Source organism: Kitasatospora sp. NPDC059817 (genome assembly GCF_042731835.1).
Taxonomy (GTDB): domain Bacteria; phylum Actinomycetota; class Actinomycetes; order Streptomycetales; family Streptomycetaceae; genus Kitasatospora.
This window is the reverse complement of the sequence record NZ_JBHWIR010000129.1, coordinates 1-14836: the sequence shown is the minus strand read 5'-3', so window position 1 is coordinate 14836 and position 14836 is coordinate 1. Positions and strand designations below refer to the sequence as shown.

Here is a 14836-nt window from a genome sequence, read left to right as displayed (position 1 = left end):
TCGGCGGGGGGGCTGAGCGCGCCTGGGGGGGCGGGGGCGGGGGGCGCCCGGCCCGGGCGCGGGGCCCCCCCCGGCCGGGGGGGCCCCCCCCCGGGGCGCCGGCCCGGGCCCTTCCTCGGCTCGCCGCCGACCCCACGATCGTGAGAGAAGAAGAACCAGTGACCGCTGAAAACCGTACCGTGGTCGTCACGGGTATCGGCGCCTTCACGCCGCTGGGCGGCGACGCCGCCACCACCTGGGAGAACCTGGTCGCAGGACGCTCCGGAGTGGCGGCCCTGACCGAGGAGTGGGCCGCCGAGCTGCCCGTCAAGATCGCCGCCCGCACGGCCGTCGAGCCGGGCGAGATCCTCCCCCGGCCGCTGGCCCGCAAGCTGGACCGCTCGGCCCAGTTCGCGCTGATCGCCGCCCGTGAGGCCTGGGCCGACGCCGGCTACGAGACGCCGGCCACCGACGACTCCTCCAAGCTCGCCCCCGAGCGCCTCGGCACCGTCATCGCCTCCGGCATCGGCGGCGTGACCACCCTGCTCGACCAGTACGACGTGCTGAAGGAGAAGGGCGCCCGCAAGGTCTCCCCGCACACCGTCCCGATGCTGATGCCCAACTCCCCGGCGGCCAACGTCGGTCTGGAGGTCGGCGCCCGCGCGGGTGTGCACACCCCCGTCTCCGCCTGCGCCTCCGGCGCCGAGGCGATCGGCTACGCGATCGAGATGATCCGCACCGGCCGCGCCGACGTCGTGGTGGCCGGCGGCACCGAGGCGGCGATCCACCCGCTGCCGATCGCCGCGTTCGCCAACATGATGGCGATGTCCAAGAACAACGACGACCCCGAGGGCGCCTCCCGCCCGTACGACAAGGGCCGGGACGGCTTCGTGCTGGGCGAGGGCGCCGGCGTGGTCGTGCTGGAGTCGGTCGAGCACGCCGAGGCGCGCGGCGCCCGGATCTACTGCGAGGCCGTGGGCCAGGGCCTGTCCTCGGACGCCCACCACATCGCCCAGCCCGAGCCGACCGGCGCCGGCGTGGCCCGCGCGCTGGCCGACCTGTTCGACCGCAACACCCTGGACAAGGCCGAGATCGTGCACGTCAACGCGCACGCCACCTCGACCCCGCAGGGTGACACCGCCGAGCTGAAGGCGCTGCGCAAGGAGCTCGGCGACGACCTCGACCACATCGCCATCTCGGCCACCAAGTCGATGACCGGCCACCTGCTGGGCGGCGCCGGCGGCATCGAGACCGTCGCCACCGTGCTGGCCCTGTACCACCGGATCGCCCCGCCGACCATCAACGTCGACGAGCTGGACGACGACGTGGACGCGGACATCGTGCGCGGCGAGGCCCGCCCGCTGCCCGAGGGCCGGATCGCGGCGCTGAACAACTCGTTCGGCTTCGGCGGCCACAACGTGGTGCTGGCCTTCCGCTCCCGCTAGTCCGCACACCGACCCGGTACGCACCGACTCGGTACGCACCTGGTCCGAACGCACAGAGAGGGGCGGGCGCTCGCCGGCCCCTCTCATGCGCCGCGTCGTGCGCCCGCCGGCTCAGACCACCTGGTGCAGCCAGCGCACCGGTGCCCCCTCGCCCGCGTAGCGGAACGGCTCCAGCTCGTCGTCCCAGGGCTTGCCCAGCAGCCGGGAGATCTCGGCCTCCAGGTCGGCCCCCTCGCTGCGGGCCCGCAGCAGGACGGCGCGCAGCCGGTCCTCGGGGATCAGGATGTCGCCGTGGATGCCCGTGACGGCGTGGAAGATGCCGAGCGAGGGCGTGCTGCTGTACCGCTCCCCCTCCGCCGTGGCGCAGGGCTCACTGGTGACCTCGTACCGCATCAGCTGCCAACCGCGCAGCGCGGAGGCGACCTTCGAGGCCGTACCGGGCTCCCCTTGCCAGGAAAGCTCGGCACGCCAGTGTCCGGGCGAGGCCGGCTGGCGGATCCAGTCCAGGCTCACCCGTACACCCAGCACCCCCGCGACGGCCCACTCGACGTGCGGGCACAGCGCGCGGGGCGCGGAGTGGATGTAGAGAACTCCACGTGTCGTCACCGGGACCTCCAGGCTGTGGACGAGGGTCGCCTTCCCCAGCTGCCTCGTGCCTGCAGTTGATCCACAGTTACCCACGTTAGCCGACATTAAGCTACTAAATTGAGCAAAACGGACAGGCTTTCGCTCAATGCTAGTCGAATCCTCAACGAGGTCTACCCCTCGGCCGGATCTCTCCCCCGAACGGCCCCATCGCCAGGCGGGACCCACCGTACCGCGCCGCCCCGCACCGTGGATGACGCACTTTCGGATCCGGCCGGAATGCGGTAGTGCGACCGATTCCCCTGCGCCCGTACGCAAACCGCCCCGCGCGCCCGGTGGGGGCGGCGGGGCGGTCGGCGAGCTGACGGAGGGTCAGCCGTCCAGGCGGACCACCATCTTGCCGGTGTTGACGCCGCGCAGCAGGTCGAGGAAGGCGTCCGCGGTGCGCTCGAAGCCGTCCACCACGGTCTCCTCGTGGCGCAGTTCGCCGGACGTCAGCCAGCCGGCCACGTCGGCGACGAACTGCGACTGCAGCGCCGCGTGGTCGCTGACCAGCATGCCCTCCAGGCGCAGCCGCTTGCCGATCGCGAGCGCCAGGTTGCGCGGGGCGGCGGGGGCGGTGGTGTCGTTGTACTGGGCGATCGCGCCGCAGAGCACGGCGCGGCCGTGCACGGTGAGCGCGCCGATCGCGGCCTCCAGGTGGTCCCCGCCGACGTTGTCGAAGTAGAGGTCGATGCCGTCGGGGGCGGCCTGCGCCAGCTGCTCGTGGACCGGGGCGTCCTTGTAGTTGAAGGCGGCGTCGTAGCCGTAGACGTCCACCAGCTTGGCGACCTTCTCCGCCGAGCCGGCCGAACCGACCACCAGCGAGGCGCCCTTGAGCTTGGCGATCTGGCCGACCATGCTGCCGACCGCGCCGGCCGCGCCGGAGACGAAGAGCTTGTCGCCCTTCTTGAGGCCGCCGACGGCGAGCAGCCCGGCGTAGGCGGTCAGGCCGGGCATGCCGAGCACGCCGAGGTAGGCGGAGAGCGGGGCGGCGGCCGGGTCGACCTTGACCGCGTGGCGGGCGTCCAGGGTGGCGTACTCGCGCCAGCCGAGGCCGTGCAGCACGGCGTCGCCCGGGGCGAAGCCCTCGGCCCCGGAGGCGACCACGTAGCCGACCGCGCCGCCCTCCATGGCCTCGCCGAGCCGGAACGGCGGGGCGTAGGACTTCACGTCGTTCATCCGGCCCCGCATGTACGGGTCCACCGAGAGGAAGGCGTTGCGGACCAGGATCTCGCCCGGGCCCGGGGTCCGGACCGGGGCCTCGACCAGGGCGAAGTCGGTCGGCACCGGCCAGCCCTGGGGTCGGGCGGCGAGGTGCCATTCACGGGCGGTCGCGGGTGCGGCCTGCTCTGCCATGGGAGGCGCTCCTTAGGTGGTTCCGATGCATGAAAGGTTGAGCTACTGAAGTAACGATGGGCATGAAAGGTTCATGTTGTCAACTTTTCAGGTAGACTCTCGGACATGGACACCCAGTCGACCCGGACCGCCACGCCGCAGTCCGACGAGATCACCCGCGAGGTCGTCGATCTGATGGCCAACCTGGTCGCGCTGTTCCATCGCGAGTACGAGGAGGCGGCCGCCGCCCGCTCGCTCACCGGCGCCCAGGCCAAGGTGCTCGCCCTGCTGCGCCGCGGCCCCATGCCGATGCGCCAGATCGCCCAGACGCTCAGCTGCGAGCCGTCCAACATCACCGGCATCGTCGACCGGCTCGAAGCCCGCGGCTTCGTCACCCGGGAGGCCGACCGGCAGGACCGCCGGGTCAAGCTGGTCGCCGCCACCGGCACCGGCGCCACCGCCTCCGAGGAACTGCGCGAATCGCTGAACTTCGCCCGCGAGCCGCTGGCCGCCCTCGGCCACGACGAGCGGGCCGTCCTGCGCGACCTGCTCCGCCGGATGCTCACCGGCGCCGCCGGCCCCGGAGCGTGACCAGCATCCGGGGCGTGATCAGCATCACAGCCCCGGAGCGAAATCCGGGCCGCCGGCAGAGGTAACCGAACAGCCCGTCGAAACGTCTAATGTTCGAACATCGAACACGAGAGACGGAAAGACGGGGGGACACGGAGGATGGGCAGCAGCACGCGCAGGCGCCGCTACCTGCGGACAGCCATCGGCCTGGCCGCCGTCCTGGTGCTGTCCGTCGTGGGCGCCGGGGCCTGGTTCTACCACCGGCTGGACAACAACATCACCACCTTCGACCCGGGCGGCGTCGCCACCGAGCGCCCGCCCGCGCCCGCCCCGGTCACCCCCGGCGCCCAACTGCCGGTGAATATCCTGGTGCTCGGCTCGGACACCCGCGACGACGGCAACAGCGCGATCGGCGGCGGCGACGAGGGCGTCGGCCACTCCGACACCGCGATGCTGGTGCACGTCTACGCCGACCACAAGCACGCCGTCGGCGTCTCCATACCCCGGGACACCCTGGTCACCATCCCCTCCTGCAAGCTGCCGAGCGGCACCTGGACCACGCCCCGGAACAACCAGATGTTCAACTCGGCCTTCACCATCGGCGAGTTCCCCAAGGGCAACCCGGCCTGCACGCAGAACACCGTCGAGACGCTCACCGGCCTGCGGATCGACCACACCATCGTGGTCGACTTCAAGGGCGCCGCCGCGATGGCCGACGCCATCAACGGCGTGGACGTCTGCGTCCCCAACAACGTCGACTCGCACGGCATACACCTCCGCAAGGGCATGCAGAAGCTCTCCGGCCAGCCCGCCGTGGACTACCTGCGGGCCCGCTACGGCTTCGGCGACAACTCCGACATCGGGCGGATGAAGCGCCAGCAGGCCTTCGTCTCCTCGATGATCAAGAAGGTGCAGGGCCAGGGCTTCTCCCTGCCCACGCTGCTCCCGCTCGCCGACGCGGCCACCCGCTCGCTCACCGTGGACGAGGGGCTGGGCACCGCGATGAAGCTGGTGGACTTCGCCCGCTCGCTCCAGGACATCAAGCTGTCCGACATCACCTTCGTGACCGCGCCCTGGCGCTTCGCCGGCGAGCGCGTCCAGCTCGTCCAGCCGGACGCCAACACGCTGTGGCGGCTACTGCGCGAGGACCGCACCCTGGACGGCCAGAGCACCTCCGGCACCGACACCCCGGCGCCCTCCCCCACCGCCCCCGGCCCCGACGGCGCGACCCCGGGAGCCTCGGCCGGCCCGTCCGCACCGCTCACGCCCGAACAGGCCGCGGCCCCCGTGCTGGTGGTCAACGGCGTCGGCACCCCCGGCCTGTCCACCTCCGGCGGGGAGGCGCTGCGGGCCCGGGGCTTCCAGAACGTCACGCTCGGCAAGCCCGCCGGCGGACGGATGCAGACCGAGATCAGCTACGACCCGGCCCTGAAGGCCGCCGCCGACCAGGTGGCCGCGCTCTTCCCGGGGGCGCGCGCGGTCGAGGAACCGGGCTCCGAGGGCATCACCGTCACCCTGGGCCGCGACTACCGGCCCAGCCCCGCCACCAAGCTGGACGCGGTCGCCAGCGGCCCCGGCGCCAAGTCCTCCGCCCCCGCCACCGCCGACCCGAGCGGCGTGCCCAGCGGGGTGCCCACCGGCATAGCGGAGAACACCCGCGGCGCCGACACCGACCCGTGCGCCGACCTGACCTTCGGATGAGCCGTTCCGGCCTGCCCGCTCCGGGTCCACTAGGGTCCGGGTCTACTCCGGGTCGGGCAGGCCGGTGACGACGGCGGTGAGCCGGGTGCCGCGGGGGAAGGCTCCGGCGGCGGCCAGGCCGGTCAGCGCGGCCAGCAGCTTGGCCACGTAACGGCGTTCCAGCGGGATGCCGTGGCGGGCTTCGAACCGCTCGGCGAAGGCGGCCAGTTCGGCCGGGACCTTGCCGTAGCCGCCGCCGTGGTGCGCGTGGTCGATCCGCCAGTTGTCGAACTCCCGGCCGTAGGCGGCCCGGTGGAGCCGGGTGACCTCGCCCTCCAGGTAGCCCTCGCCGCCGCGCAGCACGGCCACGCCGAGCGCCCGCGCGCCCGGCGGCAGGCCGGCCGCGATGCCCGCCAGGGTGCCGCCGGTGCCGACCGGGCAGCAGACCACGTCGTGCCCGCCCAGGTCGGGCAGTTCGGCCGGGATCGCCGCCGCGCCGGTCACGGCCAGCGCGTTGGAGCCGCCTTCCGGGAGCACCAGGCAGTGGCCCCAGCGCCCCTGCGGACCGGCCGTGGTGCCGGCGGCGGCGCGGCCGGTGGCCTCCCGGTACTCGGCGCGGGTCAGGAACTCCAGCCGCATCCCGGCCCGTTCGGCCGCCCGCAGCGACCAGTTGCGCGGCCGGTCGGCCAGCTCCTCGCCGCGGACCAGCCCGACGCTCTCCAGGCCGAGCGCCGCGGCGGCCGCCGCGACCGCCCGCAGATGGGTGGAGTACGCCCCGCCGAAGGTCAGCAGCCGGGTATGGCCCTGGGCGACGGCGGCCGCCAGGTTGGGCGCGAGCTTGCGCCACTTGTTGCCCGGGACGCTCGGGTGCAGCAGGTCGTCCCGTTTGAGCCGCAGTTCCACTCCGGCCCGCGCGAACACCTCGTCGGTGCAGTCCACCAGCGGGGTCGGCAGCAGGGCGGGTTCGAGCATCCGGCCAGCTTAGACCGGTCGGTCTTATGGCCGGCCGGTCGGGGTGAGCAGCCCCAGGTTGTAGGCGGCGGCGACGGCGGAGGCGCGGTCCTTGACGTCGAGCTTGGCGTAGACGTGGATCAGATGGGTCTTCACGGTGGCCTCGCTGATGAACAGCCGGGCGGCGGCCTCCCGGTTGGTGGCCCCGGACGCGACCAGTTCCAGCACCTCCAGCTCGCGCGGACTGAGCGGCTCCCGGACGGGCGCGCGGACCTGGCCGAGCAGCTTGGCGGCGACGGTCGGCGCGATCACCGAGGCGCCGCGGGCGGCCTCCCGGACGGCGTGGAACAGCTCCTCCCGGGCGGCGTCCTTGAGCAGGTAGCCGGTGGCGCCGGCCCGGACGGCGGGCAGCACGTCGGCGTCGGTGTCGTAGGTGGTGAGCACCAGGACCCGCCCGGGCAGGCCGCGTTCGGCCATCTCGCGGATCGCGGTGACACCGTCCATCCGCGGCATCCGCAGGTCCATCAGCACCACGTCCGGGCGCAGCGCGGCAACCAGGACCAGCGCCTCGGCGCCGTCCCCGGCCTCGCCGACCACCTCGAAGCCGGGGGCGGCGGTGAACATCCCGCGCAGCCCGTCCCGCACCACCGGGTGGTCGTCCACCAACAGCAGTCTGATCGTCGTCGCGTCGCTCACGGTGCTACTCCTCCATGCTGATCGCCGGCAGGGTCGCGGACACGGTCGTGCCGGCGCCCGGTTCGGTCTCCAGGTCGAGCCGCCCGGCCAGGCGCTGCACGCGGCGGCGCATCACGTCCAGACCGTAGCCGCCGCCGGCGGCCCGGGAGGCGGGCTCGGCGGCCGGGTCGAAGCCGACGCCGTCGTCCCGGACGTCCAGGGTGACCAGGCCGGGCATGTACGAGAGGGTGACCCCGACCCGGGAGGCCCGCGCGTACTTGGCGGCGTTGGCCAGCGACTCCTGGGCGATCCGCAGCAGAGTCACCTCGACCTCGGGGTGCAGCGGGCGGGCCTCGCCGGTGACGGTCAGCCCGGCGGCGGCGTCGTTGCGCTCCCGCCACTGCTCGACCAGCTCCGCCAGCGCCTCCGGCAGCGCGGCGCGCTCCAGTTCGATCGGGCGCAGCGCGTGGACGGCCCGGCGGGCCTGGGTCAGGCTCTCCCGGGCGAGGGCCGCCGCGTTCGCCTGGTGCCGCTCGGCGGCCGCGGCGTCCTGGGCGCGGGTCTGGTCGGCGGCCTGGAGCTGGGTGACGATCCCGGCCAGGCCCTGGGCGACGGTGTCGTGGATCTCCCGGGCGAGCCGGCGGCGCTCGTCCGCGGCCCCGGCCTCCCGGGCCTGGACGAGGAGTTGGGCGTGCAGTCCGGCGTTCTCGGCGAGCGTCTCGGTGAGCAGCCGGTTGGCCTCGGCGAGTTCGGCGTTGGCGGCCTTGCGGCGGGCGCTCAGCCGGTCGGCCGCCTCGCTGAGCGCGAACATCAGCCCGACCACCATCAGGTTGAAGGCGACGACGGCCAGCAGTCCGCCGACCTTCGCCAGGCTGTCGGGCAGGACCCCGCCGACCTGGGAGAGCGAGGTGGGGACGGTGCCCACGGCCGCGCCCGCCATCCGGGCCCGGCCCCGCAGGTACTGGGCGGCGTGCAGGTAGCCGGTGAAGGCGAAGAAGCCGAAGATCGGGTTGTCCAGCACCAGGACGGTGATCAGCGCCAGCAGGACGGCGAAGTGGGCGCCGGCGTACCGGGCGCGGCCGTCCGGGCCCGGCCTGCGGTCGAGCACCGAGCGCAGGACCAGCCACAGGAACGCGGCGGCCGCCGCCGGGAGGACGACGGCGGCGGAACGCGCGTTCGGGACGGGGATCAGCAGGGCCAGGGCGGTGGCGATCAGCAGGGCGACGTAGCAGAGCGGGCCGATCAACCGGTCCAGCCGGTCCTGCCAGTCGCCGAGCGCGTTCTCGTCGGCCGACGGCCGCATGATCATTCCCACCGGAACAGCCTGGCAGCCGCGGCCCCCGCGAGCACCGCGTACGCCGCGAGTGTGAGCAGGCCCACGGCGTGCGGGAAGTGCCCGGACCAGGCGTCCTGCAAGGTCTGGACGGCGGCGCCGCTGGGGGTGAAGTCCCCGATCCGGTTGAGCAGGGCCGGCGAGAACTCGCGCGGCAGCCAGATCCCGGAGAAGAACATCATCGGGAAGAAGGCCAGCGCACCGACCGCGTTGCCGGCCTTGGCGGACGGGACGACCGCGGCGAGCAGCAGGCCGATCGACAGCAGCGCGGCGGCAGCCAGCAGGAAAGCCAGCAGGAACCCCAGCGGCCGGCGCGGCAGCGACACCCCGAGCAGGGGCCCGGCCGCCACCACCAGCAGCACCGAGACGACGGCGACGCCCAGGTACAGCGGCAGCAGCGCGCCGAACAGCAGCGCCGGGCGGACGGGGCTGGCGGACATCCGGCGCAGCACGCCGCGTTCGCGGTAGGCGGCGAGCAGCGAGGGCAGGCCGTTGAGGCCGAGCAGCAGCAGGGTGAAGACGGCCAGGATCGGCGCGTACAGCTGGATGGTGCTCATGCCGTGCATGTCGGGCGAGGTCTTGCGCAGGGCCGGGACGGAGCCGAGGACGAGGAACAGCACGACGGGGAAGGCGAGGCCGAAGAAGGCGGTCAGCGGGTCGCGGAGGAACAGGCGGGCCTCGGCGACGGCCAGGCGGCGGACGGCGTGGGCGGTGTGGTTCACGGTGGTGGTCCCCTCGGGCGTGGTGATGGGCGCGGTGATGGCGGATCAGGCGTCGTGGCGGGTCAGGGCGAGGTAGGCGTCGTCCAGGCTGTGCTCGCGGATCCGCAGCCCGGTGACGACGATCCCCTCGCGGGCGAGCAGGCCGGTGACCTCGTCGGCGAAGTCCCCGACACCGGAGACCTCGACCCGGCCGTCCCGCTCCTCGACCCCGGTGACCCCCGGCAGGGCCGCCAGCCGGGCGGTGTCCAGCGGCCCGGTGGGGCGGAAGCCGAGCGTGCCGCCGGTGCCGGAGCGGGCGATCAGCTCCGCGGGGGTGCCGGTGGCGACGATCCGTCCGCCGTCGAGGACGGCGGCCCGGTCGCAGAGCGCCTCGACCTCGTCCATGAAGTGCGAGACCAGGACCACCGTCACGCCCTCGTCGCGGATCCGCCGGATCAGCTCCCAGGTGTCGCGGCGGCCCTGCGGGTCGAGCGCGGTGGTCAGCTCGTCCAGGAAGGCCACCTCGGGGTTGCCGATCAGGGCGAGGGCGATGAACAGCCGCTGGCGCTGGCCGCCGGAGAGCTTGTCGAACGGGGTCCGGCGCTGGTCGGCGAGCCCCCACTCGTCCAGCAGCTCGCGCCAGTCCCGGGGGTTCGGGTAGAGCGCGGCGTACAGTTCCAGCGCCTCGCCGACCCGCAGCGCGCCCTGCAACTGGGCCTGCTGGAGCTGGATGCCGATCCTCGGCCGCAGCCGGTGGGCGTCCTTCACCGGGTCCAGGCCGAGGACCCGGACCGTCCCCGCGTCGGCCCGGCGCAGGCCCTCGCAGCACTCCACGGCGGTCGTCTTGCCCGCGCCGTTCGGCCCCAGCAGGCCGAACACCTCGCCGCGCTCCACGCCGAAGGAGACCTCCTCCAGCACCTGGCGCCGCCCGTAGGCCTTGCGCAGCCCCGCCACCTCGATCACGGCCATCGCGCCGCTCCCTCCCGCTCGTCCCCGCTGGTCCGGCCGGTTCCTCCGGCCTGCAACGAGCTTCCCGCGCGGGGCCCCGGCCGCGGATCGACCGGACGGTCAGAGCTGCGGGCGGGCGCGGTGGACGGTGGATCAACCGATCGGTGGATGGGGCGCGGGCCCGGAACGCGGGAGGCCCGGCCGCCGTGTCGGCGACCGGGCCTGTCTTGCGGATCACACCGGGTGGGTCAGACCAATGCGACGTCGGAGTTGCGGGTGCTGATGGCCCGGCGCAGGGCGCGCGGGACGGGGCCCGCGGCGGGGGCCAGCTTGTCGATCCGGGTGCGGAACTCGCGGCTCTGGCGCCACGTCAGGACGGCTCCGAGCCGGGCGGCGTCGACCAGCGCGACCAGCGCGGCGTCCGCCGGGTCGACCCGGCTGAGCGGCGCCTTCAGCGCCGAACCCACCGATGCCACGAGCGACTTGCGCAGCCGCTGCTCCGGCAGGACGACCCGGGTGGACGGGAACAGTCCGAGCGTGCGGCGCTGTTCGAGCCGGATCCGCCCGGACGCCGCCAGCCCGTCCCGGACCACCCGCGCGGCGCGGGCCGCCGGGCCCTGGCGGCGGCCGACCCAGCTCTGCCAGCTGCGCCGCCGGCCCTGCCGGATCTGCTCCAGCATCGCGGCGGAGAGCGGGTCGAGGCCGTCGGCCGACGCGCCGTCGACGGCGGCCGGGTGCCGGCCGTCGTCGCGGATCAGCGCGCGCCGTAGGAGTTCGGCGAGCGCGGCGGCCCGCAGCACCAGGTCGAGCCTGGCGGTGGCGGTGAGCCGCTCGCGCTCGGGGTGGTAGGCGAGCAGGTAGAGCTTCTCCGGCAGGGTGATGGGCAGGTCCACGATGGACTCCAAGCAGATGGACGGTGGATGGGCCCGTTCATCCGGCGTCGGAACCGCCGGTCTCCGGGTTCTCCTTGGGCGGTCGGCCGCGCCGGGGAAGACGGGCCGCGTCGCCGGGCATCCGGCCCGCGTCGCTGAGGGCACGGCGAAGGAGGAACTCGATCTGCGCGTTGGCACTGCGCAGCTCGTCCGCGGCCCACCGGGCCAGTGCGTCGTGGACCGCCGGGTCCAGTCGCAGCAGGATCTTCTTCCGCTCCGTCGCCAACGCCGCGCCTTACTGGTAGAGGGAGCCCGTGTTCACGACGGGCTGGGCGCCCCGGTCGCCGCAGAGCACCACCAGGAGGTTGCTCACCATGGCGGCCTTGCGCTCCTCGTCCAGTTCGACGACGTCACGCTCGGCGAGCCGGTCCAGCGCCTCCTCGACCATACCGACGGCGCCCTCGACGATCAGCCGCCGTGCCGCGACCACGGCCCCGGCCTGCTGACGCTGGAGCATCACCTGGGCGACCTCGGGCGCGTAGGCGAGCCGGGTGATCCGGGACTCGACGACCCGCACCCCGGCCGAGACGACCCGGGCCGCGATCTCGGCGGAGAGCATCCGGCTGATCTCCTCCGCGCCGTCGCGCAGCGACAACTGGCCCTCGCGGTGGGCGTCGTACGGGTAGCTGCTGGCGATGTGCCGGACGGCGGTCTCGGTCTGGATGGCGACGAAGTCGCTGTAGTCGTCCACCTCGAACACGGCCTTGGCAGTGTCCTCGACCTGCCAGACCACCACGGCGGCCATCTCGATCGGGTTGCCGTCCGCGTCGTTGACCTTGTTGGTCTCGGTCTCGTGGTTGCGGATCCGGGTGGATATCCGGCGGCGGCTGGTGAACGGGTTCAGCCAGGTCAGGCCCTCGGCACGGATGGTGCCGCGGTAGCGGCCGAGCAGCTGGACCACCCGCGCCTGGCCGGGCGAGACCACGGTCAGCCCGCACAGCAGCAGCAGTGCGCCCAGGACGGCCAGCGGCCCGGCGGTCAGCAGGGTGATCCCCAACGCCTTGGACCCGCCGGCCAGTTGGATGCCGCCGACGATGGTCGCCCCGATCCCCGCGAGCAGGCCGAGCAGCGTCCCTCCGAGCACCGGCAGCCCCGCGGCACCGGTGATGACCCGCTCGGTGATCTTGGGCGCCGGAAGGTCGAGGACGGGGCCGTCTTCGACGTCGACGGCAGAACGCGGTGTGGCCATGAGACCAGCTCCTCCAGCGAGTTTTTCCGATCCAGCTGTCAAAGTGATATCACTTTTTCCATGCACCACGCCAGGGGCTTGGCCGCATCCGCCAGGGAGACGACCCGGAGACGACCCCACCGCCAACTCCGGCCGACGATATGGCAGTTCGATACACGGCGTATTAAATACATGATGTATCGTTCCCGCGTGGCTCCATCGAAGACTGCTTCCACCGATTCCGGCCGGCCGCCTCGCCGACGTGCTCACACCCGCGCCCGGCTGCTCGACGCCGCCGGGCAGGTGCTGGTCGCGCGGGGGTACGCGAAGACCACCATCGAGGACGTGTGCGCGGCGGCCGGGTACACCCGGGGGGCCTTCTACTCCAATTTCGAGAGCAAGCAGGGCCTCGTCCTCGCGCTGTTCGACCGCCACTCCGCGCACCGGCTCGACCAGTTGGAGGGCCTGCTGAACCAACCGGCTCCGGGGGCGGCCCGACGGATCGGGGAACTGCTCCTGGCGGTCGACCCCGACGAACGGGGCTGGATCCTGCTCTTCCTGGAGTTCCGGCTCGACGCGGCCCGCAGCCCGGAGCTCAGCGCACAGCTCCACGAACACGACAAGGCCGTCACCGGGGCCCTCGCCCGCCTACTGGAGCGCAACGGCACGAGCGTCGACGCGCAGAACCTCGCCATGTTCCTGCTCGCCTCCCGCGAGGGCATCCTCGCCCGGACCGCCGCGGGCGGACCCGGCAGCGATGAAGCGTGGCGCGCCGCAGTCGACGTAGTCGCCGAACTGCTACCCACCCTGCTGCCCTCGCTGGAACAGGCACCCTGAGCAGCTCCGCCCACCCCTGCCGCCCGGTCAACTGAGAGGCGTCATGCCCGCAACCGCCCAGCCGGACCCACAGCGCTGGAAAGCGCTGTTATTCATCGGCATCGCCCAGTTGATGGTCGTACTCGACACGACCATCGTGAACATCGCCCTGCCCTCGGCCCAGCACGACCTCGGCATCTCCGACGGCAACCGGCAATGGGTGATCACCGCCTACTCGCTGGCGTTCGGCAGCCTGCTGCTCTTCGGCGGCCGCATCGCCGACCTCACCGGCCGCAGACGCGCGTTCATCGTCGGCCTGCTCGGCTTCGCGGGCGCATCCGCGTTGGGCGGCCTCGCGGTCAACCCCGGGATGCTGCTCGCCTCCCGCGCCCTGCAGGGCGTGTTCGGCGCACTGCTCGCACCGGCCGCGCTCTCGCTGCTCGCGGTCACCTTCACCGAACCCAAGGAGCGGGCAAAGGCATTCGGGATCTACGGCGCGATCTCCGGTGCCGGCGGGGCCGTCGGCCTGATCATGGGCGGTGCGCTGACCGAGTACCTGAACTGGCGCTGGGCGCTGTTCGTCAACATCCCGTTCGCCATCGTGGCCGTGTTCGGCGCCATCACCGTGGTGCGCGAGCCGGCGGGCGCCCGCAACGGCGCCCGGCTGGACCTCCCCGGTGTCGTTCTCGCCACCACCGGCCTGCTGTCGCTGGTGTACGGGTTCACCCGCGCCGAGTCCGACGGCTGGACCGCCCCCGCCACCGTCGCGCTCTTCATCACCTCGGTGGTCCTGCTCGGCGCGTTCGTCCTGGTCGAGAGCAAGGCCCCGGCCCCCCTGCTGCCGCTGCGGGTGGTGACCGAACGCAACCGGGGCGGCATCTACCTCTCCCTGGGGCTGGCCGTCATCGGCATGTTCGGGCTCTTCCTGTTCCTGACCTACTACCTGCAGGTCGTGAAGGGCTACACGCCGGTCCGCACCGGATTCGCCTTCCTGCCCATGATCGTCGGCATGGTGACCGGGTCGACGCAGATCGGCACCCGGCTGATGACCCGTCTGCCGCCTCGGCTCCTGATGGGTCCGGGCTTCCTGACCTCGGCCCTCGGCATCGCGCTGCTCACCCAGATCAAGGTCGACAGTTCGTACGTCGGTCTGATTCTGCCCGCGCAGGTGCTCCTCGGCCTCGGAATGGGCACGGCGTTCATGCCCGCCATGAGCCTGGCCACCCGCAGCGTGCAGCCGCAGGACGCCGGCGTGGCCTCCGCCATGGTCAGCACCTCCCAGCAGGTCGGCGGCTCCATCGGTACCGCCCTGCTGAACACCATCGCGGCCGGTGCCACCACCAACTGGCTCGCCGAGAAGGCCCGTTCCGGCGCCGACCCGGCCAAGCTGGCCAACGCGGCGGCCGTACACGGCTACGCCACCGCGATCTGGTGGGCTGTCGGCATCCTCGCCGTGGCCGCGACCGTCGCCTTCCTCCTCATCAACGCCAGGCAGCAGAACGGCGGTGCGGGATCCGGCGGCACCGGGGCCGGGAAGGCCGACGCCGTCCCGGCGGCGACCCCCCACTAGGACGTGTCCGGTCGCCGGAATGGGGGGGGGGGGGGGGGGGCCGGGGGCCCGCGCGCCGGCCCCCGCCGCCGCCCCCCACCCCCCCCCCGCCCGAGCGCAGAGGCCC

15 protein-coding genes are annotated in these 14836 nt (G+C 73.3%); 5 read left to right on the top strand and 10 right to left on the bottom strand.

Translation table 11 applies throughout. The features are described 5' to 3' along the window. The first annotated feature begins 158 nt into the window (after nucleotides 1-158). The gene (gene fabF / locus ACFV61_RS24795; protein ID WP_063347461.1) at nucleotides 159-1424 is read left to right on the top strand and encodes a beta-ketoacyl-ACP synthase II; all 1266 of its coding nucleotides are present in this window, start codon (nucleotides 159-161) and stop codon (nucleotides 1422-1424) included. Between the two features lie 111 nt (nucleotides 1425-1535). Here fabF and ACFV61_RS24790 read toward each other — a convergent pair whose 3' ends face one another. Both ACFV61_RS24790 and ACFV61_RS24785 read right to left on the bottom strand, forming a co-directional pair. Next, on the bottom strand, nucleotides 1536-2030 hold the full coding sequence (locus tag ACFV61_RS24790) for a DUF3145 domain-containing protein (protein WP_063347462.1): 495 nt from the start codon (nucleotides 2028-2030) through the stop codon (nucleotides 1536-1538). Nucleotides 2031-2381: 351 nt separating this feature from the next. After that, nucleotides 2382-3407, bottom strand: a complete 1026-nt coding sequence (locus ACFV61_RS24785) for an NADP-dependent oxidoreductase (RefSeq protein ID WP_380493931.1) — start codon at nucleotides 3405-3407, stop codon at nucleotides 2382-2384. A 105-nt stretch (nucleotides 3408-3512) separates the two neighbouring features. Between ACFV61_RS24785 and ACFV61_RS24780 the strand changes: the two genes are divergently transcribed. After that, on the top strand, nucleotides 3513-3977 hold the full coding sequence (locus ACFV61_RS24780) for a MarR family winged helix-turn-helix transcriptional regulator (RefSeq protein ID WP_063347464.1): 465 nt from the start codon (nucleotides 3513-3515) through the stop codon (nucleotides 3975-3977). A gap of 138 nt (nucleotides 3978-4115) precedes the next feature. Next, nucleotides 4116-5657 (top strand): LCP family protein, encoded by a 1542-nt coding sequence (locus tag ACFV61_RS24775; protein ID WP_380493929.1) that lies wholly within the window; start codon nucleotides 4116-4118, stop codon nucleotides 5655-5657. A gap of 42 nt (nucleotides 5658-5699) precedes the next feature. On the opposite strand, the gene ACFV61_RS24770 is transcribed toward ACFV61_RS24775, so the two are convergent. The 8 genes from ACFV61_RS24770 to ACFV61_RS24735 form a co-directional block, all read right to left on the bottom strand. Beyond that, nucleotides 5700-6608, bottom strand: coding sequence for a 1-aminocyclopropane-1-carboxylate deaminase/D-cysteine desulfhydrase (locus ACFV61_RS24770; protein ID WP_380341009.1), 909 nt, complete (start codon nucleotides 6606-6608; stop codon nucleotides 5700-5702). A 24-nt stretch (nucleotides 6609-6632) separates the two neighbouring features. Continuing rightward, nucleotides 6633-7283 carry a response regulator transcription factor gene (locus ACFV61_RS24765; protein ID WP_208869068.1) on the bottom strand — a complete coding sequence of 217 codons (651 nt, stop codon included), beginning with the start codon at nucleotides 7281-7283 and terminating at the stop codon, nucleotides 6633-6635. A 4-nt stretch (nucleotides 7284-7287) separates the two neighbouring features. Then, the gene (locus ACFV61_RS24760; RefSeq protein WP_380341032.1) at nucleotides 7288-8571 is read right to left on the bottom strand and encodes a sensor histidine kinase; all 1284 of its coding nucleotides are present in this window, start codon (nucleotides 8569-8571) and stop codon (nucleotides 7288-7290) included. After that, a complete protein-coding gene (locus tag ACFV61_RS24755) occupies nucleotides 8568-9317 on the bottom strand; it encodes an ABC transporter permease (protein WP_063347468.1) in 750 nt (249 codons plus the stop codon). Before ACFV61_RS24755 ends, ACFV61_RS24760 begins: the two co-directional genes overlap by 4 nt. Before the next feature lie 45 nt (nucleotides 9318-9362). Next, a complete protein-coding gene (locus tag ACFV61_RS24750) occupies nucleotides 9363-10265 on the bottom strand; it encodes an ABC transporter ATP-binding protein (protein ID WP_063347469.1) in 903 nt (300 codons plus the stop codon). Nucleotides 10266-10492: 227 nt separating this feature from the next. Then, nucleotides 10493-11137: a GPP34 family phosphoprotein gene (locus ACFV61_RS24745; protein ID WP_159398418.1), complete on the bottom strand. Its 645-nt coding sequence runs from the start codon at nucleotides 11135-11137 to the stop codon at nucleotides 10493-10495. A 37-nt stretch (nucleotides 11138-11174) separates the two neighbouring features. Continuing rightward, nucleotides 11175-11402 (bottom strand): hypothetical protein, encoded by a 228-nt coding sequence (locus tag ACFV61_RS24740; protein ID WP_063347470.1) that lies wholly within the window; start codon nucleotides 11400-11402, stop codon nucleotides 11175-11177. A gap of 9 nt (nucleotides 11403-11411) precedes the next feature. Next, nucleotides 11412-12365 carry an SPFH domain-containing protein gene (locus ACFV61_RS24735; RefSeq protein WP_063347471.1) on the bottom strand — a complete coding sequence of 318 codons (954 nt, stop codon included), beginning with the start codon at nucleotides 12363-12365 and terminating at the stop codon, nucleotides 11412-11414. A gap of 189 nt (nucleotides 12366-12554) precedes the next feature. Between ACFV61_RS24735 and ACFV61_RS24730 the strand changes: the two genes are divergently transcribed. Next, nucleotides 12555-13181: a TetR/AcrR family transcriptional regulator gene (locus tag ACFV61_RS24730; RefSeq protein WP_159398419.1), complete on the top strand. Its 627-nt coding sequence runs from the start codon at nucleotides 12555-12557 to the stop codon at nucleotides 13179-13181. A gap of 43 nt (nucleotides 13182-13224) precedes the next feature. Beyond that, on the top strand, nucleotides 13225-14730 hold the full coding sequence (locus ACFV61_RS24725; protein ID WP_380493928.1) for an MFS transporter: 1506 nt from the start codon (nucleotides 13225-13227) through the stop codon (nucleotides 14728-14730). The last annotated feature ends 106 nt before the right edge of the window (nucleotides 14731-14836 follow it).